We start from the raw sequence: 21,847 nt of genomic DNA on the forward strand, positions 1-21,847 counted from the left end.
AGGATCGGCATCTGCATAGATCACAGATGCGCCGTTACGATCTGTATCGTATCGTCCTGACGGATTAGGCCTTCCCGCTCTACCGAACAAACGATGCCGCGGCGCTTCTTGGCGGCAGGCATGAACTTTGAAGCGAGTCCCGGCTGTTCCAGCAGGCTCTCGATCATTTTGGCAGGCTTGCGACAGGGTACATTTTCCCCTTCACAGATCAGTCCGGTCCCATCCGGGAACAGCAGCCGTGCACCGGCAGGCAGCAGGGTGAGCTGCTCCAGCCCGCGAATGATCAGATTGGCACCGAGCCACTCCGGTCGTATCTCCGGCAGCCCCATACGCTGCGCAATTTCCAGACATTCCTCATACGAGACGATGCTGATCTGGCGGCGGTTGGCAATCATCGTCCCGCGCTTGTATATTTTCTGGCGGGCATCGGCGCGGCGCAGAAGTCCATAATGCCGGTCGCCGGGTATGCCTGCCAGCTCTATCTGAATCTCCGGTACTTGCCGGGTGAGAAAGCTGCCCTTGGTATCGGCAATCAATACACTTTCGACCGTAATCGGTTGAATCGGTTGTTCCGGTTCACTCATGTAATTTCTCCTTTGGTCCTGGCAGTAAAAGCACAGCTTATCGCTTACTCGATTATGCCATATCCGGCAGCGCATTCACCAGACGCAGCAGATTGTACAGCCCGAAATAGATGTCCGCGCAGTAAAAAGACCCCTGAATAAACGGGTCTGAACGGGTTCCTCGCATTACCGATGCACGCTTTAATTTCAATTTCCGGCAACGAACCATTATTTTCCACGTATGTAAATTGAGGTTGTAATCAGGATTTCCCTACAGCAATGGCTTAAGTAAGAATCATATGCGCTTTGTAATCGGTATGAAGAAGCGTTTACTTTTAGTGAAAGGAGGAAATTCATAATGGATACCCAGGTAAAGCAATCCGATAACGCATGGTCACGTGCCAACTGGGCTGAAGCTGGCGTTGATCTGGTCCTCCACTTTCCGGGAATGGTTTACCGTTTTACTGTTTGTATACTGGCCTGTATGTTTGGCAGTTGATTAAGAGGAGACTGGCAGATAACAATCAGCCATCTGTAAAAGAAAAAAGACTCAGCACAGGCATCTTGCCAGCGCAGAGTCTTTTTTTATTCATTTCCGGGGCTCTTTCAAAACCGTTATCGCCTATCAGGATACGCTTTGCTTCATCTGCCGGAGTCTTACAGCCGATCGGCGGCGGTACACGATTGTCAGCAGAATCGCCAGGCCGATAAATCCGTACGATACGACACTGGACAGCGCCAGTACGGTAGCGGTACTCCATTCATAAATCATGACTATTTTCGTCAGTGCCTCCAGCACCAGCAGCACTCCCCAGATCAGCGTCATATTGCGCATAACCGTTCGGAAATACGGATACTGCCAGTTCTTTTCCCCATTCACTTTCGGTGTAAACCGGCTCACCATATGGTAAATCAACGGTCTCTTCATCAGCAGGGAACCGAGAAATAGCACCCCCACTCCCGCCGTAATAAAGGACTCTCGCATCAGCAGCAATTTCTCGCTGCCTCCCAGCAGAACCATTACCAGCGAGAGGACAAAGGTGAACAGCATGATGCCTCCGAATACATCCAGTTTGCGATACCGGTACAGGTGAATCAGATTATCCAGCAGCGGTACCACAGTTGCAATCGATAGCGCGGTCAGGCTGCTCATATGCGGCTTTAACAAAATATAAATTACCCACGGAATCAACCCGTTGATAATCAGAGTCATGATAATATATTTGCGGCTGGACCATGTAGGCATACACTCATCTCCCGGAATGAAATTATGAACTTTGACTGCTTATACCAGCTATGTATGTACTAAATTATATATTTAAAATTACGTATAAACATCCGTCGTTCAGCGCAGATGCTCTACGTCTGCAGACTGAATAGGCGGGACCTGCGTCTTACTTTCAGCTCTGTATACATTTGTTACCTGAAAAGTATTAAATTTGACAAATCCGGCCAATCCGGCATATAGTCTTACTGTATCCACTAGGGGCGCCTGTACGGGCTGAGATAAAGCATCTGCTTTGGTCCCTTTGAACCTGATCTGGGTTATGCCAGCGTAGGAAAGTGGTTGAGACTTCGTTGATACGACGATACGGTTTCTGCCGCTTCCTGCCCGGAGGCGGCTTTGTGCTGTCTGCGAGCAGGAAGTGTGAAGGAGCGGTCGTTACTCTGCACAGATACATAGCAGCAGGCCGATGGGAATAGACGATTGCCGGTTTGACGAACTTATGGCTGCCGTTCTCTGATTCCTCGCTGTACCGCAGATTGTCAGCACCGAAGCCCATCCTGTATACTCCTGCTGCTTTCTCCCTGTATTAGTGTGTCTCCTGGCGGATATCCACATTCGCGAGGAGGTTTTTTTGCATTATGGCTATTTATCAGACACCATTACCCGGCAGCCGCAAAGTATATATTCAGGGATCACGGGCAGACATTCAGGTACCGGTACGCGAGATTGCTTTATCCGATAGTGAGATACGCGGAGAAGTTGTACCCAATGCTCCGCTTCATGTCTATGATTCCAGCGGGCCCTATACGGATACCGGGCAGTCCGTTGATATTCGTCAGGGACTGGTGCCGCTGCGCCAGGGCTGGATCGAGGAACGCTGCGATACGCTGCGGTATGAAGGCAGACAGGTACTGCCCCAGGATAACGGATTTCTGGACAGTGAACGGGCAGTTCGGCAGGGCGCCGAAATATTCCCTCAGGCTCACCGCCAGCCTGCGGCGGCTATCCCCGGCGGCAATGTCACCCAGCTGCATTATGCCCGCCAGGGAATCATTACGCCGGAGATGGAGTTTATCGCCCTGCGTGAAGGCATGGAGCCGGAGTTCGTCCGTGCCGAAGTCGCTGCCGGACGAGCAGTAATCCCGGCCAACATTAACCATCCGGAGAGTGAGCCGATGATTATTGGCCGCCATTTTCATGTGAAAATCAACGCCAATATCGGCAACTCGGCTGTCGCCTCCTCTATCGAGGAAGAAGTGGAAAAGATGACCTGGGCGATCCGCTGGGGTGCCGATACGATCATGGACCTGTCCACCGGCAAAAATATTCATACCACAAGGGAGTGGATTATCCGTAATTCCCCTGTGCCCGTCGGTACGGTTCCCATTTATCAGGCACTGGAAAAGGTCAACGGCCGGGCTGAGGATCTGAGCTGGGAAGTCTTCCGCGATACGCTGATTGAGCAGGCCGAGCAGGGGGTCGATTACTTTACGATTCATGCCGGTGTACTGCTGCGTTATATCCCACTGACGGCCAATCGGGTGACAGGCATTGTCAGCCGCGGCGGCTCGATTATGGCGGCATGGTGTCTTGCGCATCATCAGGAGAATTTTCTGTATACCCATTTTGAGGAGATTTGCGAGATTATGAAGAGGTATGACATTACCTTTTCCCTTGGTGACGGGCTGCGTCCGGGTTCGATTGCCGATGCCAATGATGAAGCCCAGTTTGCCGAGCTGGATACACTCGGGGAGCTGACCCATATCGCCTGGAAACATGATGTGCAGGTAATGATCGAGGGGCCAGGTCATGTGCCGATTCATCTGATCAAGGAAAATATGGACCGTCAGCTGGAAGTGTGCGACGAAGCGCCATTTTATACACTGGGTCCGTTAACGACAGATATTGCTCCCGGCTACGACCATATTACTTCGGCGATCGGAGCGGCGATGATCGGCTGGTACGGAACCGCCATGCTCTGCTATGTTACGCCCAAGGAACATCTCGGCCTGCCCAATCGGGAAGACGTCAAGGAAGGCGTCATCGCCTACAAAATCGCCGCCCATGCCGCCGACCTCGCCAAAGGTCATCCACAGGCACGCAAACGGGATGATGCACTGTCGCGAGCGAGGTTCGAATTCCGCTGGCGTGATCAGTTCCACCTCTCGCTCGATCCGGAGCGGGCCATGAGCTATCATGATGAGACCCTTCCGGCCGAAGGCGCCAAAAGCGCCCATTTCTGCTCCATGTGCGGACCCAAATTCTGCAGCATGAAGATTACCCACGATATCCGTGACCAGTACGGCTCTGCCGAAGTGGAACAGGCCATGCAGGAGAAATCCCAGGAATTCAAGGCTGGCGGCAGCCGCATTTACAGCTAATCCGTACTACTGACAACCATGAAATCAAGTATAAATATGGGAAAAGCATAGCGAATTCATGGTAAATCACTATCGCATCAATACCCGGAAGGGCCACTGGCTGCAGTGCTCCTTTCGGGTTTATTCACATACTGGCATCATTCATTTTCTTATTCCCCATACATTTCTGCCGAATACAAATATGCAATTTTATATTGCGTTTACAAAATAAGGTTTTTCATATGACAAATGGGATATATGATCAATGTATCATATGAATACATATTAGGAGTGTGACAATCTTGAATACCTTTTCCATGAAAAAAGCGGCCCTGTCCCTGGGCGCAGCCGCTGTATTAAGTGTGCCCCTGTTCACCAGCGGCTTCACCACTGCCGATGCTGCATCCACCATCGCAGCCAAAAAAGTAACGGCTCCCAAAAACGTGATCCTGTTTATCGGAGACGGTATGGGCGAAGCAAGCCGCAATGCTATCCGCTATGCCACTGTCGGCAAAAACGGCACCCTGGAAATGGACAAAATGCCGGTATCCGGACTCGTACGCACCAGCTCCAGTGACAGTCTCGTAACAGACTCTGCCGCAGCTGCAACCGCGATTGCGACCGGTGTCAAAACGTACAACGGCGCGATCGGCATGGATGCCAAGAAGAAGCCGGTCACTACCGTTATGGAACTGGCCAAAAAAGCAGGCATGTCCACTGGCGTCGTAACGACCAGCCAGGTCACGGATGCGACAGGGGCAGCTTTTGGCGCTCATGTAGAGAACCGTTCCGCACAGAGCGATATCGCCAAGCAGTACATTGAGAACAGCAAAATCGACGTTCTGCTCGGCGGAGGCGAAGATTTCTGGTATCCAAAAGGCACAGCTGGTGCTCATCCGGATGCTCCGGCTGAAGATCCATCCGAAGGCAGCAAAGGTACCCAGGGCAATCTGGTCGACCGTGCCAAAAAACTGGGCTATGACTATGTCACTGATACCGCCGAGATGAAAGCTTCCAAAGGCAGCAAACTGCTCGGTCTGTTCGCCAACGAAGAGATGTTCCAGGCGCATAATGAACTGGGCAACAAATATAATCCAACCGTATCCCTGCCGGATATGACCACCAAAGCACTGGACGTATTGTCCAAAAACGATAAAGGGTTCTTCCTGATGGTCGAGGAAGAAGGCACCGACGAGATGGCCCATGACAACGATGCTGCTCTGACCATCAAAGCCGGCCAGCAGCTGGATAAAGCCGTCAAAGTCGCCAAAGACTATGCCAAAAAGCACCCTGACACGCTCGTACTTGTTACCGCTGACCATGAGACAGGCGGTATGGTGATCGAGGAAGTCGACGCTGATGATGAGTCCGGTGACGGCGAATCCAAGGAAGACGGCCCGTTCACTATCGCCGGTTCCAAAGAGCAATTCTATGTGGACTGGACAACAGGCGGCCACAGTGCAGTAGACGTGGCACTGACAGCGATGGGTCCGGGTTCCGAAGAGTTCACCGGCAACTACCAGAACACAGCAATTCACGACAAACTGGTCAAATTGCTGAAGCTCAAGTAATCTCCATTTTCAGCAACAGGCATGGTTTATTCACCCTTGCCGCATAAAAAAGCAGGCTGTCCCTTATCGGGAAACAGCCTGCTTTTTTGCTGATCCCAAGTCGGACCACCTATGCCTTTTCCATATACTGCTGTATAAATTCCGGCTGTTCCTCGCTGACCATATCGATGACAGCCTGGAACAGATTCGGCGGATATTCCGCAATCCGGTGACACAGATACAGATACCATTCATGACCATAGGTCAGGTAAATGCGTACCGGATGACCGTCATCCAGCAGACGACGGCTGAGATCTGGGCGAATGCCATACAGCAGCTCATATTCCACATGGCTATCCGTTTCGCGTCTCATCTCCAGCATCTGCTCGATCAGCGCTTCATCATGTGTGGCCACCGATACCCGGCAGCCCTGCTTGACCGCATATTCTACCAATTCCATATAACGTGTATCCAGCTCCTGCGAACGCGGCAGGGAGATGGATGACGGCTCCTGGTAGGCACCTTTAACGATACGTACACGAGCACCGGCAGGCAGACTCGTGATAGCGTCTTCCGGTGTCCGGTGCAGCTGGGCCTGCAGCGTAATGCCGATATTCTCCGGATACTGACGGACTGCACGGGTATACACCGACAGAATTTGGTCTGTTTTGGCAGACTCCTCCATGCTGATGAAGAGCTCCACCCCCACCGATTCTGCCTGTCCAGCCAGCTCCAATAGATGCTGTAGCGTCATTTCCGTATCCAGCAGCAGCCCGATATGCGACAGGTCAAAGGATACCCGGGTTCCATGGCTATCCGATCCTGCTTCACGGATCAGTATGGACAGTTCCTGTACCGCCTGCTTACACTCTTCTGCACCCTGCGTATTTTCTCCAATATATTCGAGCGAGACGGCATAGCCGGCAGCTTCCAGCCGCCTTGCGGTATGCAGTGCCTGCGAGCGGTTTTCTCCGGTCACATAGCGATCCGCCGCTTTTCTCAGCAGCCGGTTCATGACCGGATCATGATCGATATACTCCTTGATATCCTGTCTGCGGGCAACAGATTTCAGTGCATCGGACAGCTGTGTTTCTATCGATTCATTGTACAGCGATAGATTCATTGTATTCATCATGTACCTTCCCTTCTCCTGATCTGTTGCCAGCATACAGGAGCAGCGTCTACAGGGATTGTACAAAATTGCTGTCTTCCATATAAATCTACACCGACAAACTGTATTTGCCCGGCGTCACACCGACCATTCGGGTGAACAGACGTGTCAGATGACTCTGATCGTAAAAACCAGCTTCTACCGCAATATCGGCGATTGGCCGCTGGCGGGCCAGTTCGGTTTTGGCATAGTTAACACGCAGTACATTCTGATACCGATGCGGCGGCAGATGATTCCACTGCTTGAACAGGCGAATCAGATGAAACCGGCTGATTCCCACCTCCTGCTCCAGCTGGGCCAGCGTGATTTTCTCATTGAAATGGGCCTTCAGATAGTCCCGAATCCGCCCTATGTATTTATGGTCTCCATCGGATGAATGTCTATGACGCACATCACCGGGCTCCTGGCCTGCCAGTGTCTGCATCAGTTCGATCAATGCGCTCTCTACAACCAGCGCACTTTCCTGCTGCCGGAGCTGCTGCATGATCAGGCGGATCTGCCGGCGGCAGGCTTCATTTTTGCCGGCAGACAGCAGATACGGAATATGGATAGCCTCTCTTTCTCGCTGTCCCAGCCCCTGCAGCCATTCCGGCTGGATGAACAGCATTCGGTACTGCCAATTCATTCCCTTTTCCGGATGGCAGGCATGCAGCATCTGCGGCGGAAAACTGATCACACGTCCTTGTTCCACCATCATTGAGGTCCCATCGCACCAGGCATTCGTCCGCCCCTGCTCGATCAACCCGATCGAATATTCCTCATGAAAATGTCGGTGATATGCCAGCTCATCAGCCAGACACTGCTTGGCTTCCAGAAAAGGCAGATCCGGGTGACGGTAAAATATCATATCGGCCATGTTACGCACCTCCTTTGTCGAATAGTATGGATAGCAAAAAGCCGCCAGTCAAGGAGTTTCCCTGACCAGCGGCTGCGCTGGAACATTACCATACTTTGCGATATGAAATGCTCTTTATTTGATTGACCAATCATTTACCTGTTATCTGTCCGGCTGTCCTACTCTTGCAGAGCATTCAGTACCAGACTGTTCACATAGGAGTTGAAGATCAGACCTACATGGTAGACACCGGAAATACGGATATTATTCGCACCATCGACGATGGAGAGGTAGTTGCTGACGATCTGATCGTTGATGCTGTAGATCGAAGTCATATCAATACCGGCAGGTGCAGTACCTGTAGTCAGACGGTTAGCACCGCCCAGCGTAATCAGCTTGTCGACTTTATCTCCACCGCCATAGTTCAGGATATAGTAGAGGCTGTTGGCACCGCCCATGCTGTGAGCGATAATGTTTACTTTGGTGCTGCCTGTTCTGGCGAGGATATCATCGACCATACGGCGGATCGCCGGAGCATTCATTGCCTGTGTACCATTCTTGCTTGGCAGATCGATGGAGTACAGTTCATCCTGCGTCCAGCCCTGGCTCAGCAGATAGCTTTTGATGTACATAAAGTTGCTTGAAGATCCGCCCAATCCATGGACAAAGAGAACCGGTGTGTGTGTCGTTGCTGCGGAAGCCTGGGAAGTAAATACCGGCAGGCAGAAAATAGTGGACAGCATGGCTGCCAGCATTGTGAATTTGATTGTAGTCATCAAGTTACGCATATTTGTTCATTCTCCCATTCTGTGTAATTTGAATAATTATGTAATATTTTACATTTTAGATTCTTATAATCACCTCTATCATATTTAGGAATTAATTATACTACTCAACTATAAGTTAAAATTTTATATTTGTCAATTGATGTAATATATAGGATTTAAGGCTGTTTTTTACTACATTTCTATACTTCATATGACAACGTGCAAATAATATTATATCTATGAAAAAGCTGCTGAAGCCATTGCTCCTGCTTCAGCAGCTTTGCATATTCATACAGTTTTACTTACAGGGATGGCTGAAGACTACGAATGGTAAATTCAAATTCCAGCTCCTGATCCGCAGGAATCTGGTACTCTTCATGTACCGGTGCTCCCCAGCTGTCATCACCGCCGACACCCATTTGCTTGCCGGCTACGGTAATGACCGTGTAATGAACTTCCGGCAGCTCGTACACATGCGCTGCACTCTCCAACTCCAGCGCCGTATACGGGGAAATATTGCATTCCACCGGTGCAGTTGCCGGTGAAGTCAGGCGCAGACCATGCTGATCATCATTCATAATATCGACCCGGCGCACACCTGTACGGTTGCCGGATTCCTGAGGTACCACATACCCGGATACATTGTCAGCTGCATCATTGCGGAAATGTCCGAGTCTCGCGCCAAAGGCACGATCGATATAATTCTCATCCGGTCCCATTGCATACCAGTCCAGATGATGGTAATCCGCCGGAATTTTGAATGAGAGGGCCACGATCGGCAGATTCGGCAGTCCGGCTGCTCCGGTATAACGCGATTTCACATGCAGACTTCCATCCGGATAGACCGTATAGGCAGTTGTCATACGCACATCGGTATGGATGCTGAACATATACTGGAATGTCACTGTGACATGATCCTGTTTCTGCTGCAGCTCCACACGGGTACAGCGGCGTGCCAGACTCGCGGCCAGCCATGCTCCGGAAGTATAGCCCTGAGCCGTTCCCTTGTCATTGTCTGTTGTCGCACGCCAGAACATCGGTACCGGCGGAGCCGAGATATACTCGCGGCTGCCATAACGCAGGGACGTCAGGCTTCCTGCTCCCTTGGAGAACATAATGCTGTAGCCGTCACCATGTACACCGATATTTACATCCCCCTCAGCTACACGCATCATTCCGGCAGAGACAGGTTCTTCCCGCTCGCCTTCCACCACGAATACATACTCGCCAAAGGAAACTTCATAGCCGGCTTGTGCCCATAGCTCGTCCTGCTTCAGTACGAGTGAGGCATGGATCGCGTACTCACCCGGCTGTCCCGAGACATCCGGCAGTTTCATATCCACATAACCTTCCTGACCGGCAGCCACCTGTACATCGACAGTCATCTCATACATCTGTACGCCATTACGGTTCAGACGATAGAGCAGCTGATAAGCGTCCGTTCCTTCGAACAGATTCTCATTGACCACTTTGACGCCGCCCTGATCCGGCACCAACTTGATATTCTGGTAAAGGAATTTGACTTCCTGCATTTTTGGGGATACCTGGCGGTCGGCATAGACGATACCGTCCGTACAGAATCCATAGTCGGTTGCACGGTCATCATAATCTCCGCCATAGGCCAGATATTCTACACCATAGCGGTTTTTCTTCATTACGGCCTGGTCGATATAATCCCAGATAAATCCGCCCTGGTACATCTCGTACTTGTTCTCAAGCTCCGTGTATTTGTGCATGCCGCCAACCGAGTTGCCCATCGCATGCATGTATTCACAGCTGATATACGGCTTGGACGGATTGCTGTTCAGATATTCTTCGATATCTGCCGGTTTGGCATACATCCGGCTCTCCATATCACTGGTCGCATCATAATCACGGTTGTGGAATACCCCTTCATAATGCACGAGACGGGTCGGGTCCTTTGCCCGGAAATAGTCTGCCACATTCAGAATCACCTGACCGGCATACGATTCATTGCCGCAGGACCAGATCAGGATCGATGGATGGTTCTTGTCCCGCTCGACCATCGAGATCGCACGATCCATAACAATATCCTGCCATTCCGGCAGATTGCCCGGTATATTCCAGGACGGCTCTACAGCGCCCATCTTCTGCCAGGAGCCGTGTGTCTCCAGGTTCATCTCGTCGATCAGGTAAATGCCATACTCATCGCATAGCTCATACCAGCGCGTCTGATTCGGATAATGTGACGTACGCACCGCATTCATATTGTTCTGCTTGATCGTACGAATATCCCACAGCATATCTTCCTCGGTCACCGCACGTCCGGTACGGCAGTTGAATTCATGGCGGTTGACCCCTTTGAAGACAATACGCTTGCCGTTTAGACACATCACCCTGTTGATCATCTCAAAGCGGCGGAAGCCCACACCCTGCGGAATCACTTCAACCACTTCACCGGCAGCATTGTAGACGGTGATATAGAGCGTGTACAGATATGGATTTTCTGCGCTCCATGCATTCACTCCCTGTAATTCAGCCGCGAAGGAAGCCTGAGCTGCTCCATTATGCTCTGTAAATGTACTTTCGCCCGAGCAGACGACCTGTCCCGCACGATCATGCAGCTCCAGAAGGACCCGTGTTCCAGCAGACGATTGTCCTTTTTCCAGATTCAGCTTCACATTCAGTTGTCCCTGTGTATAGCTGTCATCCAGTCCGGCATTTACATGCAGATCACGCACATGCACTTCCGGCACGGTATACAGATACACTTCACGGAAAATACCGGAGAAGCGCCAGAAATCCTGATCTTCCAGCCATGCGCCTGTACTACGCTGATACACTTCCACAGCCAGCTTGTTCTTACCGGTCTGTATGTACGGCGTCAGATCAAAGTCCGACGGCGTAAAGCTGTCTTCGCTGTAACCGACAAACTGCCCGTTCAGCCATACGTAAAAGGCCGACTCGACCCCCTGGAAGGAAATATATACAGGCTGTCCGTCTTGCATATTTTCCGGCAAATAAAAATTCTTTACATAGCTGCCGACCGGATTGGACTCCTGCGAGATCATCGGCGGACGCAGATTCTCCTGACCGTCCCATGGATACATCGTGTTCACGTATTGCATCTGTCCATATCCTTGTGTCTGAATATGCCCTGGCACCTGGATATCTCCCCAGCCTGCACAGGCAAAGTCCTGCTCATAGAATCCCTGCGGGCGGCTTGCCGGATTCACCGCATAGTTGAACTTCCAGCTGCCATTCAGACTATGGCGCCAATTCATCGCTCCGCGCGCTTGCGCTTCTGCCAGTGTCGCATAATATTTATGATCCGAATACGCTCCCAGGCGGTTTACTGCAAATACACTCGTATCACTCAGCCAATCGAGGGAAGGAGATATTACTTTGTCCTGCATCCATTTCGCTTCCGTCTTACTCATTACAATCACTCCATTCGTTTCATTTCGGTCATTTTTTATTATATGTTTCCGAGTCATGTCTTATTAACATAATAAAATCCCACTATAATATATTCCGTATTCTTATGTTTATTGCAGGTCGCATCCTTTACTTCCTCTTTCACCCGCCGGGAGAGCTCATGCTTTCAATACGCTCATATTTAAGGACCGGATCGTTTCCCTTTCAAAGGAATTTCAACATATCCGGTCCTTTATGGCGATACTTCAGCCCTCTCCATGGCACGAAGCGGGTGAAGCACCCTACCAGGTTGTTTTTGATAGCATCAGCCAAATTTTATTTGACCGACCCTACCATACCTGCGACAAAGTGTTTCTGCATCAGGAAGAATACAATCGCTGTCGGCAGCGTAGAGATGACGATAGCGATCATGATTACACCGTAATCCGGTGAGTAACTCGATCCCAGATTAGAGATCAGCAGCGGAATCGTCTGGTTCTCCGGTGTCTGCAGGATAACGAGCGGCCACAGATAGTTGTTCCAGCTCGACATAAAGGTAATGATCGCAGCGGCTGCATAGGACGTTTTCATCGTTGGCATATACACCCGGAAGAACAGTCCCAGTTCGCTCAGACCGTCCATGCGTCCGGCTTCCAGCAGATCTTTCGGAAACATCTTGGTGCTTTGACGGAAAAAGAAGATCAGGAACGCCGTTGTCATCGTTGGAATAACGACAGCAGCCGGTGTATCAATACCGATAAAAGGAATAAAGTTGGTCACCTGTCCAAACATCCGATACAGCGGCACCATCAGGGCTGCGAACGGAATCATCATGGACAGCAGCAGGATATTGAACAAAATGTCTTTCGCTCTACTGCGGTATACTTCAAATCCATAACCGGCCAGCGAAGCGATCAGCATCGCCAGAATGGTTGTGGAGACAGCGATCTTGGCCGAATTCCACATCGCATTCCAGATGTCCACCGATTCGGTCAGCTTGGCCAGGTTATCAATCAGATGGGCGCCGGGCAGCAGTTTGCCGCCGGTCACTTCCACAGACAGGTTGGTCGAGCTGACAATCATCCAGAAGAACGGGAAGATCGAGACAAATGCAGCGACGATCAGAAACAGATACGTAAACGTTAATTTTGTTTTAGCCATTGCGCTCACCTGCCACTTTAAACTGGATGAAGGAAAGAACGATAATCATGATAACGATGGAATACGATACGGTAGCCGCATAACCAAAGTCCGGTGAATATTCAAAGGACAGATTGTAGATGTACTGCGAGATACTGGTCGTCGCATTACCCGGTCCACCTTTGGTAATATTCACGACTTCATCAAACAGCTGCAGCGTACCGATCGTGGAAGTGATCGATGTGAACAGGATGATCGGCTTCAGCAGCGGTACCGTAATGCTGAAGAACTGACGAATCGCGGAAGCACCATCAATACGGGCCGCTTCGTAAATGGAACTGTCGATATTTTGCAGGCCGGACAGATAGAAGATCATGTTATATCCGGTCCAGCGCCAGGTAATTGCGATAATAATCGTTACTTTCGCCCAGAATGGATCGGTGATCCAGTCGATCGGCGTATTGGTCAGATGCAGGTTCAGCAGCATTGCATTTACCAGTCCGTCCGAAGAGAACAGGTATTTGAACACAACCGCATACGCAACCAGCGATGTAATACACGGCAGGAAGATCGCCGTACGGAAAAAGCCTTTGAATTTCAGGTTTTTGTCATTCAGCAGCACAGAGATGAACAAGGCCAGAATGACCATCAGCGGAACCTGGAAAATCAGATAAATGAATGTATTTTTGACAGCTGTCAGGAACATACTGTCTGTGAACAGACGCGTGTAGTTCGCCAAGCCGTTAAATTTCAAATTCATGCCTGTTCCTGTCTGGAAGGACAGAATCAGTGCCTGGAGCATTGGATAGAAAAAGAAGATAAAAATAAGTAATGCGGCTACGCCCACGAACATCCAGCCCGTGATGCCTTCTTTTACACGATTGCCCATTCGGGAACGGGTCGCTTTTTTGCTTGGATTCAAAGCAGGTTCTGCTGTCTTCATATCGTCTCATCTCCTTCATATCGCCGGTTTGCTTTTTCTGTATGGGTTGCTCGCCTGCGGGTTGTACACACCTATCCATAAGGAAAAATAAAACCTTGAACGTTTAAGCCCAAGGTTTTATCTCCTGATTCATTCATGCCTGTTGATGAATTATTTCAGCTGGGCTTCAGCCTGTGCCTGTACATCGTTCATCATGGTATCCACATCTTTGCTGCCGCTCAGGTAGTTTTGTACTTCTACCGTCATGATATCCTCGATAGCGTACGTATGCAGACCGTAATTGACGTTTGGTACTTCGGTTGTCCATTTTGCAAAGTCAGCATATACTTTTTGTCCACCGAAGAACTCGTCCGGCTTGTCATACGCTTCGTTATCGGCAGATGTTTTCAGTGTGCCGATAATACCGATTTTGGTCAGCATATCCTGGTACAGATCTTTGTCCGAACCGAATGTGGATTTCAGGAAGTCTGCTGCAGTATCCTGCCCGTCTACATTCATCACATACCAGGAAGCACCGCCGATGTTGGAGGCATGTACAGAGTTAGGTACATCTTTGAGTACCGGGAATGGAACGACTGCCCATTTGCCGGATTGGGAAGCTTCAGCCTTGATGGATGGAGTGATCCAGTTACCTGTAGGTACGGAAGCCACCGCGCCGCTGTTGAATGCAGCCAGGAACTGGCTCCAGTCGGAATTGGCTTTGACAATGTTGGCATCATACATGGCTTTGTAGGTTTCCAGCGCTTTTTTCAGAGCTGCATTGCCGGCGATATTAGGTGTAGTGCCGTCTTCTTTCAGGTACCAGCTGCCTGCAGACTGGATCATGGAGCGGATCAGGCCGAGGTCATTTGGATCCTGTGTCAGCATGTCTTTGCCAGTTGCCGCTTTTACTTTTTTACCGATTTCGATAAATTGATCCCAGTCGATATCCTGCAGATCAGCGACTTTGTAGCCCGCTTGTTCCAGGTAATCCGTACGTACATACAGACCGGTTACACCGGAATCGAAAGGTACGCCGTATTGTTTGCTCTGGTAGCTGGTAGGACCCGCTTTGTAATCGGCAAAGTCAGCAGCCTTGATGGAAGCGGACATATCACGGAAAGCATCTGGATACGCTTGCAGGAATCCCTGGGAGCGATAATCCTCGATCAGTACAATGTTTGGCAGACCTTTCGTTGTACCGGAATTAAGGCCGGTGTTCAACTTTTGCACGATATCCGCCTGCGCATTTTCCACGATGTTGATCTTTACATCAGGATGTGCCGCCATATATTTCTCTTTTGCCAGATTGAGTGCGGCAATGTTAAAGTTTGGATCCCATGCCCAGACCGTGATTTCTTTTTTGCCCGGGTCAGAGCTTGCATTACCACCACCGCCGGAACATGCAGATAATAACAGTACGCTTGCCAGTAAAAGAAACATCAATTTTTTCATTCTGTTCAACCCCTGCTCTTTGTATGATATGCATCTGTATACCATCCGCTCCGTAAAGTCGAACGCGCTGGTATGGAAGCATTACGCTTTTCGTGCAATGCCTGAACACTGTGTCTGGTCGTCTTGAAAGCGCTTGCTTGTTTATGGATTTATCTTATCATTCCATTCTGTTGGCTTGTTAGGAATATCTTTGTACGGATTTGTCATATTGTTGGTTCTCTCCAAAATGATAGCGTTATCATTTGTACTTTATTTGGATTTTGGTAAAATTTAAAGATTCTCGCTGCTTGCGAATGCAAACGGATACATTTCAGCAAATACACTGTACCCGCATATGGCCAGCTTCCTTATTCTGTATCTATCCAATACCTTCTCTTCATCTGCCTTATCTGGTTTATCACAAAAAAAAGCCGGATACAGGAGTATAACTTCCTGTATCCGGCTGTTCGGACAAATGTAATAAGAGACCTGTTCAGGTTCATGTACATGGCTGTATGGATTCCACATCATATTAATAATTATGCTGCTGTGGATGCTTGATGCTGTGAATTGTGGTCTGAAGCTTGGATTCTGAACTTACTTTTTGATTTCTCCGGTAATATTGCCGAATCGTCCCGGTGTCTGATTGCTGCCCGCGCCTGTAGCTGGTGCAGCGGGAGTGATATATCCGGAACGTGTCGCTCCGCTGACCGGCAGAGTATCATAAAAGGCTACCCGACCTGTCACGGTTGGCGTAGTGCCTGTCTGGGATGCAATTTCGTACGGCAGGAAGAAGATTGGTGAGGTGGACGTCTGATTCATATTCAGCTTGGCGGTCCATGCCAGCTCACTGTGATTATCCTGCATTTCATAATAAGAAATAACATCCCCACGTTGTTCAAAGAACGGGAAAGATTGTCCTTCCGGGAAATAGTAGGTGTATCCCGCATTGCTATCGTCCGACGGCGCATAGCTCTTCAGCTTGCTGATTCGCGGCATACTCACAGCTGCCTCGCGTCCCAGCGCCAGATCACTTCCGTTGGCCTGCTGGATCAGCTGCGGCGGCGTCTTGGCTACATAGACCGTACGGCTCGCCGGATTCCAGCTCACTGCCGCCTTTGCCGCTTCTGCCAGAAAGCGCAGCGGCACCATCGCACGTCCGCTCCGCAGCGTTGGTGCAACCGGCAGATTAACGGTACGGTCACCGATGGTGGCTGTCGTCTGCCCAATCACCAGCTTGATAACCGTACCATCCTGGCTGACAGTGACCGTCTGGGTTGTATTGTTCCAAATCGTTGAATTACCTGGTATGTACTGCAGGGCTTTGATCGGTATCATCGTGGTCCCTTTTTCCACGTACGGCTCTACGCCGGCATAGACTGTTGAATTATTAACGACAACCTGAATATCGGGAACAGCGGCCTGTACGGTCCCGGCTCCTATACTGAGAGCAACTACCACTGATAATGCCAGTCTGGAAAATGCTTTGATCATATCTGATTCCTCCATTGATCATCATACCGTCCGATGTACATTATTAAACCAAACCTGTTTCAATTCCACATGCCATATTCATCTTACCATCTTTCGCGCTCCAACTACTAATTAAGCGAACTCCCGAACCCTTTTCGGCTTATTGCACCTCTATAGTGGATTACTATCACGTTGTTTGTCTGATTAACCACTTTGTAACCTTTTTTCTCGCTCTCCTCATTAAGATGAATGGGTAAAAGCGATAAATGTCAAAATCACCATATCCACCATTTTCATTTAATGTAAAGCAGCCGATATATTATAGTATGTTATCAGCTGTATTCTCCTGCTTGGGTCGCCTTATCAGACCAGGACAAGAGGAAACAATATGAAAGGAATTAACCCATGAGACTCATGAAAGTAATAAGCCTGTTACTGCTTGTACTCGTTGTATCCGGATGCAGCCAGATTGCTTCCCCTGGCGAACTTTTGCATGCACCCAATCGTACCAATAAAGAACAGGCACTTTTCCAGGCCGTATTGCCCTTTCTTCCCAACGGCTATCAGCTGACCATACCCTCTTCTTTTGATCAGGGCAGCGCGATTCGTCTGGTAGATCTGGACGGAGACGGACATCAGGAACTGATGACTTTTTACAAAACCGTCATGTCACCTTATGAGATTAATATTTTAATTTTGCATCAGAAGAATGGAAGCTGGCAAAAGGCAGACCTCATTACCCAGTATGGAATAAGCATTGACTATGTAAATGTAACACCGGTGACAGATCGGAAGGTTCCCAATCTGCTGCTTGGTTTCACTGTAGGCGACGAGAGTCTTCCAAAAGAGCTGCGTGTTTACTCATTTCACAACCTAAAGGCAGCTCCAATCTTTGAACAGACCTACCATAAGATTGCTGCAGGCAAAATGGACAGCCAGGGTCTTGCGCAAATCGCTATTGTTCCCGCTATCGTAGAAAATATGCCTGGTTATAAAATCCAGCTGTTTGGTGCACGAGAGGGGAAGATTATGTTGCTGGCCGAACGGGCTGCTAATGGTTGGGTGTACAATCTCCAAATAGGGCCAGCTTCTGCCAATCATAATGCATTATTCGCGCAAATCCAGAATGGATCATCCGATTATACGGCCCTCTTGCTAAGAAAAGATTATAGACTGGTCAATATAATGGTCGCTCCCCGATCCATACGCAATGATCTGGCTCATCATAGATCCCTTTTGCTGGGTCCACCGGATGATGGAAAAGGAGTGCTGGGCAACAATCATATTTCCTGGACCAATTATCCGTTTGAAAATACAGACCATAACCATGATGGCATTATGGAGGTAAAGTTTAGTACCGTACCACCAGGAATAGAAAACACGGGTATGTCCTCCATACTTCAAATCAATACATTTTACCAATGGGATGGTAACCGCCACCTGAATTTTGTGGAGGATCATCTTACCCAGGACGTTTATAACTTCCGCATTCCGGATCGCTGGCTCGGTCAATATCGTATTCAACTGTCGGATGACAAAGTAGATCCTACAAAAGAAATTCGCTTCATATATCCAAGAAACGGCAAAGTTACAGCTGATTTGCTAACTTTACGCCGAATGTCTCTCACAGAATGGAAGCAGTCTGAATCTGCATTAAAGAAAAAGAAAATATCCTATTTGGTAATGGGACGTACATTCCCCAAAAAATATAGCGCAGAACCACAGGTGACTGTCGCCATTTTACCCGATAGTACCCATAATCAATTGGAAGAAAAGCAGGTTGCGCATTACAAACCATTATTGCTGACGATATCAGACCTGCGCTCACTTACCAAAAACCAGCTGTATGAGCCGGGAAAGGAGAAGCAATAACATGAACGTTCTAATACTTGAAGATGAAAAACCGATTCGCGATTTTGTCCGTATCAATCTCAAACGTGCCGGATTTGAAGTAATCGAAGCAGCTACGGGCGAGACGGCCATCGAAGCCATCAAGCTCCACCCTGAAATTGATATGGCCGTACTGGATGTCATGCTCCCGGGAATGGACGGATTCGAAGTCTGTGCCTGCCTGCGCAAATTGAATCCACGAATCGGAATTATTATGCTTACTGCCAGAGGACAGGAAGTGGACAAAATTACAGGTCTCGATCTGGGCGCAGATGATTATATCGTTAAGCCGTTCAGCCCCGGCGAGTTGGTTGCACGGCTGAATTCACTCTACCGGCGTCTTTACCCGGCAGATAATCTTCCGGAGGAACCTGTGCTGGTTAGTCCACCCTTCCGAGTGCTGCTGGATCAGCGCAAATTAATGCGTGGTGAACAGACGATTCTGTTGACTCCCAAGGAATTTGATATTATAAAGCTGCTCATGGAAAATCCCAACAAAGCCATTCACCGGGATGAAATCCTGAACACATTATGGGGACGTTTCTTTACAGGTGATATGAAGATTGTGGATGTAAATATCCGGCGTATCCGGCAGAAAATCGAGAAAGACGATGCGAAGCCCGAGTATATCGAGACAGTATGGGGATACGGCTACCTATGGAGGACTGATCCCTGTGATGAAGGGAATTAAAGCAAGGTTATTATTACAGATTGGTCTGCTGCTGTTGGTTATTGTGCTTTTGTTGGAGGCAGTGTTTGCTTTTGCGGTATACACCTATTATTTCAGCAGTTCCCGACAGATTTTGGAGTCACGGGTGACGACAACAGCAACCTTTGCCAATCAATTTATCAATGGTACTACACTGTCCGAGCGAGCTCGCAACATTCTGGAGCAGCTGATAGCCAATGAGAGCAGCCGTGTCGAAGTGTTGAATCTTAAAGGACAAACGGTCATCGATTCCTACGGCTTCTCCTCTCTGGATCGAATCGATACAGAGGATGTCGCTGTAGCTTTGCAAGGTGGCGTTGGCCATTATAGCGGGATTTCTTCCTTGTATCAGGGAAGGATTATGGCAGTATCCAGCCCACTCACCAATAGCGGAGAGCTCATTGGTGTACTGCGTTTCTCTGTATCCACAGAGCCTCTTTACGATGCTGTATTTGGTTTGATCAGCTGGGCGGTTGCGATTGGATTAATTGTGCTGCTTATCGGATTCGCACTCAGCCTGATTATTGCCCGGCGGATTATTGATCCTGTCAAAGAATTAACCGGCATCTCCCGTCAGATGGCTACCGGAGATTTTTCAGCCCGAGCAGTACGTAAATATAATGATGAAGTCGGTACACTGGCCGATTCGCTCAATCATATGAATGAGGAACTGGCCAAAAATGAAAAAATGAAAAACAATTTTATCTCCACCATCTCTCATGAACTGCGGACGCCGCTGACCTCGATCAAAGGATGGGGCGAGACGCTGGTTGTAGGCGGTCTGGAAGATGAAGAGGAGACCCTGCTGGGGCTGGAAGTAATTAATGGAGAGACTGAGCGGTTGATTGGACTGGTAGAGGATCTGCTGGATTTTTCCAAATATCAGACAGGAGAAATTCAGCTGCGGCGTGAACCTGTCGATCTTCACCAATTGCTGCGCAATTTGGAACTTCAGTACAGCTATGCCGGCAATAAGCGCAATGTTACGTTGCATACGGACCTTACGGAAGAAACACTGCCCATGAACGCTGATCTGAACCGGTTGAAGCAGGTATTTGTTAATCTGTTGGACAATGCGATCAAGTTCTCCAAGCAGGACGGTAATGTATGGCTTACTGTGATGCGTCGGGACCGGCTCGTATATGTATCAATACAGGATAATGGAGAAGGTATCCCTCCTGAAGATCTGAACAAAATAGGAGAACGTTTTTACAAAGGACGGTCCAAAATGTCCGGCAGCGGTCTCGGTCTGGCTATCAGCAAAGAAATCATACAGCTGCACAGCGGAAAACTCCAGATTGAAAGCGAGTATGGCAGTGGCACTACCATTACTGTCATTCTCCCCTTAATGCCTGATCCTGATGCTATTCAGGATAATCTAGCTTAAATCATATTAAAAGAAGCGCATGTCAAAGGTAAACTTTGCATGCGCTTCTTTTATATTGTATATTCTAAACAAGTCAATAATGCGTTAACTGTATATTTTGACATAAATAAAGTCATTAATCAATACCCGGATAGCATAAAGTTAAAGGAGGATTATCTTGCAGAATTGGATTACAAGTTTTATGGAGGAATACGGTTATATTGGTATTGCCCTGATCATCGCTTTGGAAAATGTATTTCCGCCTATTCCTTCAGAGGTGGTACTTCCATTTGGAGGCTTCATGACTACCAATTCATCCCTGACTGTAATTGGGGTCATCATTGCCGCTACGATCGGCTCTGTGGCTGGAGCTGTGATTCTGTATGGAGTTGGACGAGCGCTGGATGTCTCGCGATTGGAGAAGATTATCGACCGCTGGGGCCATGTTCTTCGGATCAAAAAAGAAGATGTCCACCGGGCAGATGCCTGGTTTGACAAATATGGATATTGGACTGTATTGTTCTGCCGGATGATTCCACTCGTACGCAGCCTGATCTCCATTCCTGCCGGAATGTCCAATATGAAATTCGGCCTGTTCCTGCTGTTTACGACAGTTGGTACATTGATCTGGAATACGATTCTGGTCACTGTAGGAGCCGCTCTGGGAGAGAACTGGCATTCCATTACCAACTTCATGGATGTCTATTCCAATATCTCCTATACCCTTATTGCAGCTGCAGGAATTGGATTGATCATCTGGTTTGTACGTCGCGGCAAAAAGGTAAACACCAAATAAATTCCCAATACAGTCTTCCATAGCAGATTTGGGAGAAGCCCGTTCAAAAGATCGGAGATGCTTTGTATTCCAAGATATGGTTACAGCCTCCATCATTTCAGCTCTGTACAGAAAAATACCCCTGGAACCTTAGAAGACGAACCGTCGATTCGATGTCTCCTTTGTTGCAGGGATATTTTACATCATTGCATAACTGTCTCCACTTACTGCTTACTGCTTACTGCTTACTGCTTACTGCTTACTGCTTACTGCTTACTGCTTACTA

The 21,847-nt window shown here is 48.9% G+C and carries 17 protein-coding genes and 1 riboswitch; of the genes, 7 read left to right on the plus strand and 10 right to left on the minus strand.

Translation table 11 applies throughout. From position 1 onward, the window contains the following. Window positions 1-20 precede the first annotated feature (20 nt). Window positions 21-584 carry an MOSC domain-containing protein gene (locus tag WH45_RS07935; protein WP_046213849.1) on the minus strand — a complete coding sequence of 188 codons (564 nt, stop codon included), beginning with the start codon at window positions 582-584 and terminating at the stop codon, window positions 21-23. Between the two features lie 337 nt (window positions 585-921). On the opposite strand from WH45_RS07935, the gene WH45_RS23570 reads away from it, so the two are divergent. Then, window positions 922-1,062, plus strand: coding sequence for a hypothetical protein (locus tag WH45_RS23570; protein WP_156075153.1), 141 nt, complete (start codon window positions 922-924; stop codon window positions 1,060-1,062). A gap of 126 nt (window positions 1,063-1,188) precedes the next feature. Here WH45_RS23570 and WH45_RS07940 read toward each other — a convergent pair whose 3' ends face one another. Beyond that, window positions 1,189-1,809, minus strand: coding sequence for a VC0807 family protein (locus WH45_RS07940; RefSeq protein WP_046213850.1), 621 nt, complete (start codon window positions 1,807-1,809; stop codon window positions 1,189-1,191). A 228-nt stretch (window positions 1,810-2,037) separates the two neighbouring features. Further along, window positions 2,038-2,142, plus strand: a riboswitch (TPP riboswitch). A 287-nt stretch (window positions 2,143-2,429) separates the two neighbouring features. Here WH45_RS07940 and thiC point away from each other — a divergent pair. Both thiC and WH45_RS07955 read left to right on the plus strand, forming a co-directional pair. Further along, a complete protein-coding gene (gene thiC, locus WH45_RS07950) occupies window positions 2,430-4,172 on the plus strand; it encodes a phosphomethylpyrimidine synthase ThiC (protein WP_152663511.1) in 1,743 nt (580 codons plus the stop codon). A 296-nt stretch (window positions 4,173-4,468) separates the two neighbouring features. Then, window positions 4,469-5,722 carry an alkaline phosphatase gene (locus WH45_RS07955; RefSeq protein WP_046213898.1) on the plus strand — a complete coding sequence of 418 codons (1,254 nt, stop codon included), beginning with the start codon at window positions 4,469-4,471 and terminating at the stop codon, window positions 5,720-5,722. Between the two features lie 109 nt (window positions 5,723-5,831). On the opposite strand, the gene WH45_RS07960 is transcribed toward WH45_RS07955, so the two are convergent. The 8 genes from WH45_RS07960 to WH45_RS07995 all read right to left on the minus strand — a co-directional run bounded on the left by WH45_RS07960 (window position 5,832) and on the right by WH45_RS07995 (window position 16,842). Beyond that, window positions 5,832-6,836: a proline dehydrogenase family protein gene (locus WH45_RS07960; RefSeq protein ID WP_407668018.1), complete on the minus strand. Its 1,005-nt coding sequence runs from the start codon at window positions 6,834-6,836 to the stop codon at window positions 5,832-5,834. Window positions 6,837-6,921: 85 nt separating this feature from the next. Next, a complete protein-coding gene (locus WH45_RS07965; protein ID WP_046213853.1) occupies window positions 6,922-7,728 on the minus strand; it encodes a helix-turn-helix transcriptional regulator in 807 nt (268 codons plus the stop codon). 158 nt (window positions 7,729-7,886) lie between these two features. Beyond that, window positions 7,887-8,495 carry an esterase/lipase family protein gene (locus WH45_RS07970; RefSeq protein ID WP_082096607.1) on the minus strand — a complete coding sequence of 203 codons (609 nt, stop codon included), beginning with the start codon at window positions 8,493-8,495 and terminating at the stop codon, window positions 7,887-7,889. A gap of 281 nt (window positions 8,496-8,776) precedes the next feature. After that, on the minus strand, window positions 8,777-11,875 hold the full coding sequence (locus WH45_RS07975) for a beta-galactosidase, LacZ type (protein WP_082096609.1): 3,099 nt from the start codon (window positions 11,873-11,875) through the stop codon (window positions 8,777-8,779). Window positions 11,876-12,188: 313 nt separating this feature from the next. Beyond that, window positions 12,189-13,013 (minus strand): carbohydrate ABC transporter permease, encoded by an 825-nt coding sequence (locus WH45_RS07980; RefSeq protein WP_046213854.1) that lies wholly within the window; start codon window positions 13,011-13,013, stop codon window positions 12,189-12,191. After that, window positions 13,006-13,935 (minus strand): carbohydrate ABC transporter permease, encoded by a 930-nt coding sequence (locus WH45_RS07985; protein ID WP_046213855.1) that lies wholly within the window; start codon window positions 13,933-13,935, stop codon window positions 13,006-13,008. The genes WH45_RS07980 and WH45_RS07985 overlap by 8 nt, the downstream gene beginning before the upstream one ends. Window positions 13,936-14,085: 150 nt before the next feature. Beyond that, window positions 14,086-15,369: an ABC transporter substrate-binding protein gene (locus tag WH45_RS07990; RefSeq protein WP_046213856.1), complete on the minus strand. Its 1,284-nt coding sequence runs from the start codon at window positions 15,367-15,369 to the stop codon at window positions 14,086-14,088. 576 nt (window positions 15,370-15,945) lie between these two features. Next, a complete protein-coding gene (locus WH45_RS07995; protein WP_052723675.1) occupies window positions 15,946-16,842 on the minus strand; it encodes a stalk domain-containing protein in 897 nt (298 codons plus the stop codon). Between the two features lie 384 nt (window positions 16,843-17,226). Between WH45_RS07995 and WH45_RS08000 the strand changes: the two genes are divergently transcribed. The 4 genes from WH45_RS08000 (at window position 17,227) to WH45_RS08015 (ending at window position 21,582) form a co-directional block, all read left to right on the plus strand. Beyond that, window positions 17,227-18,693, plus strand: coding sequence for a hypothetical protein (locus WH45_RS08000; protein WP_046213857.1), 1,467 nt, complete (start codon window positions 17,227-17,229; stop codon window positions 18,691-18,693). 1 nt (window position 18,694) lies between these two features. Then, entirely contained in the window at window positions 18,695-19,402 is a 708-nt protein-coding gene (locus WH45_RS08005) for a response regulator transcription factor (protein WP_046213858.1), read from the plus strand. Further along, window positions 19,389-20,807, plus strand: a complete 1,419-nt coding sequence (locus tag WH45_RS08010; protein ID WP_046213859.1) for a sensor histidine kinase — start codon at window positions 19,389-19,391, stop codon at window positions 20,805-20,807. The genes WH45_RS08005 and WH45_RS08010 overlap by 14 nt, the downstream gene beginning before the upstream one ends. Before the next feature lie 157 nt (window positions 20,808-20,964). Next, on the plus strand, window positions 20,965-21,582 hold the full coding sequence (locus tag WH45_RS08015; RefSeq protein ID WP_046213860.1) for a DedA family protein: 618 nt from the start codon (window positions 20,965-20,967) through the stop codon (window positions 21,580-21,582). Window positions 21,583-21,847 lie beyond the last annotated feature (265 nt).

It is taken from the genome of Paenibacillus wulumuqiensis (assembly GCF_000971965.1).
GTDB lineage: Bacteria > Bacillota > Bacilli > Paenibacillales > Paenibacillaceae > Saccharibacillus > Saccharibacillus wulumuqiensis.

Excerpts from the sequence above, each read along its gene's own strand:
- WH45_RS07935 (WP_046213849.1), bottom strand. The coding sequence starts at position 584 with ATGAGTGAACCGGAACAACCGATTCAACCGATTACGGTCGAAAGTGTA.
- WH45_RS23570 (WP_156075153.1), top strand. The coding sequence starts at position 922 with ATGGATACCCAGGTAAAGCAATCCGATAACGCATGGTCACGTGCCAAC.
- WH45_RS07940 (WP_046213850.1), bottom strand. The coding sequence starts at position 1,809 with ATGCCTACATGGTCCAGCCGCAAATATATTATCATGACTCTGATTATC.
- thiC (WP_152663511.1), top strand. The coding sequence starts at position 2,430 with ATGGCTATTTATCAGACACCATTACCCGGCAGCCGCAAAGTATATATT.
- WH45_RS07955 (WP_046213898.1), top strand. The coding sequence starts at position 4,469 with ATGAAAAAAGCGGCCCTGTCCCTGGGCGCAGCCGCTGTATTAAGTGTG.
- WH45_RS07960 (WP_407668018.1), bottom strand. The coding sequence starts at position 6,836 with ATGATGAATACAATGAATCTATCGCTGTACAATGAATCGATAGAAACA.
- WH45_RS07965 (WP_046213853.1), bottom strand. The coding sequence starts at position 7,728 with ATGGCCGATATGATATTTTACCGTCACCCGGATCTGCCTTTTCTGGAA.
- WH45_RS07970 (WP_082096607.1), bottom strand. The coding sequence starts at position 8,495 with ATGCGTAACTTGATGACTACAATCAAATTCACAATGCTGGCAGCCATG.
- WH45_RS07975 (WP_082096609.1), bottom strand. The coding sequence starts at position 11,875 with ATGAGTAAGACGGAAGCGAAATGGATGCAGGACAAAGTAATATCTCCT.
- WH45_RS07980 (WP_046213854.1), bottom strand. The coding sequence starts at position 13,013 with ATGGCTAAAACAAAATTAACGTTTACGTATCTGTTTCTGATCGTCGCT.
- WH45_RS07985 (WP_046213855.1), bottom strand. The coding sequence starts at position 13,935 with ATGAAGACAGCAGAACCTGCTTTGAATCCAAGCAAAAAAGCGACCCGT.
- WH45_RS07990 (WP_046213856.1), bottom strand. The coding sequence starts at position 15,369 with ATGAAAAAATTGATGTTTCTTTTACTGGCAAGCGTACTGTTATTATCT.
- WH45_RS07995 (WP_052723675.1), bottom strand. The coding sequence starts at position 16,842 with ATGATCAAAGCATTTTCCAGACTGGCATTATCAGTGGTAGTTGCTCTC.
- WH45_RS08000 (WP_046213857.1), top strand. The coding sequence starts at position 17,227 with ATGAGACTCATGAAAGTAATAAGCCTGTTACTGCTTGTACTCGTTGTA.
- WH45_RS08005 (WP_046213858.1), top strand. The coding sequence starts at position 18,695 with ATGAACGTTCTAATACTTGAAGATGAAAAACCGATTCGCGATTTTGTC.
- WH45_RS08010 (WP_046213859.1), top strand. The coding sequence starts at position 19,389 with ATGAAGGGAATTAAAGCAAGGTTATTATTACAGATTGGTCTGCTGCTG.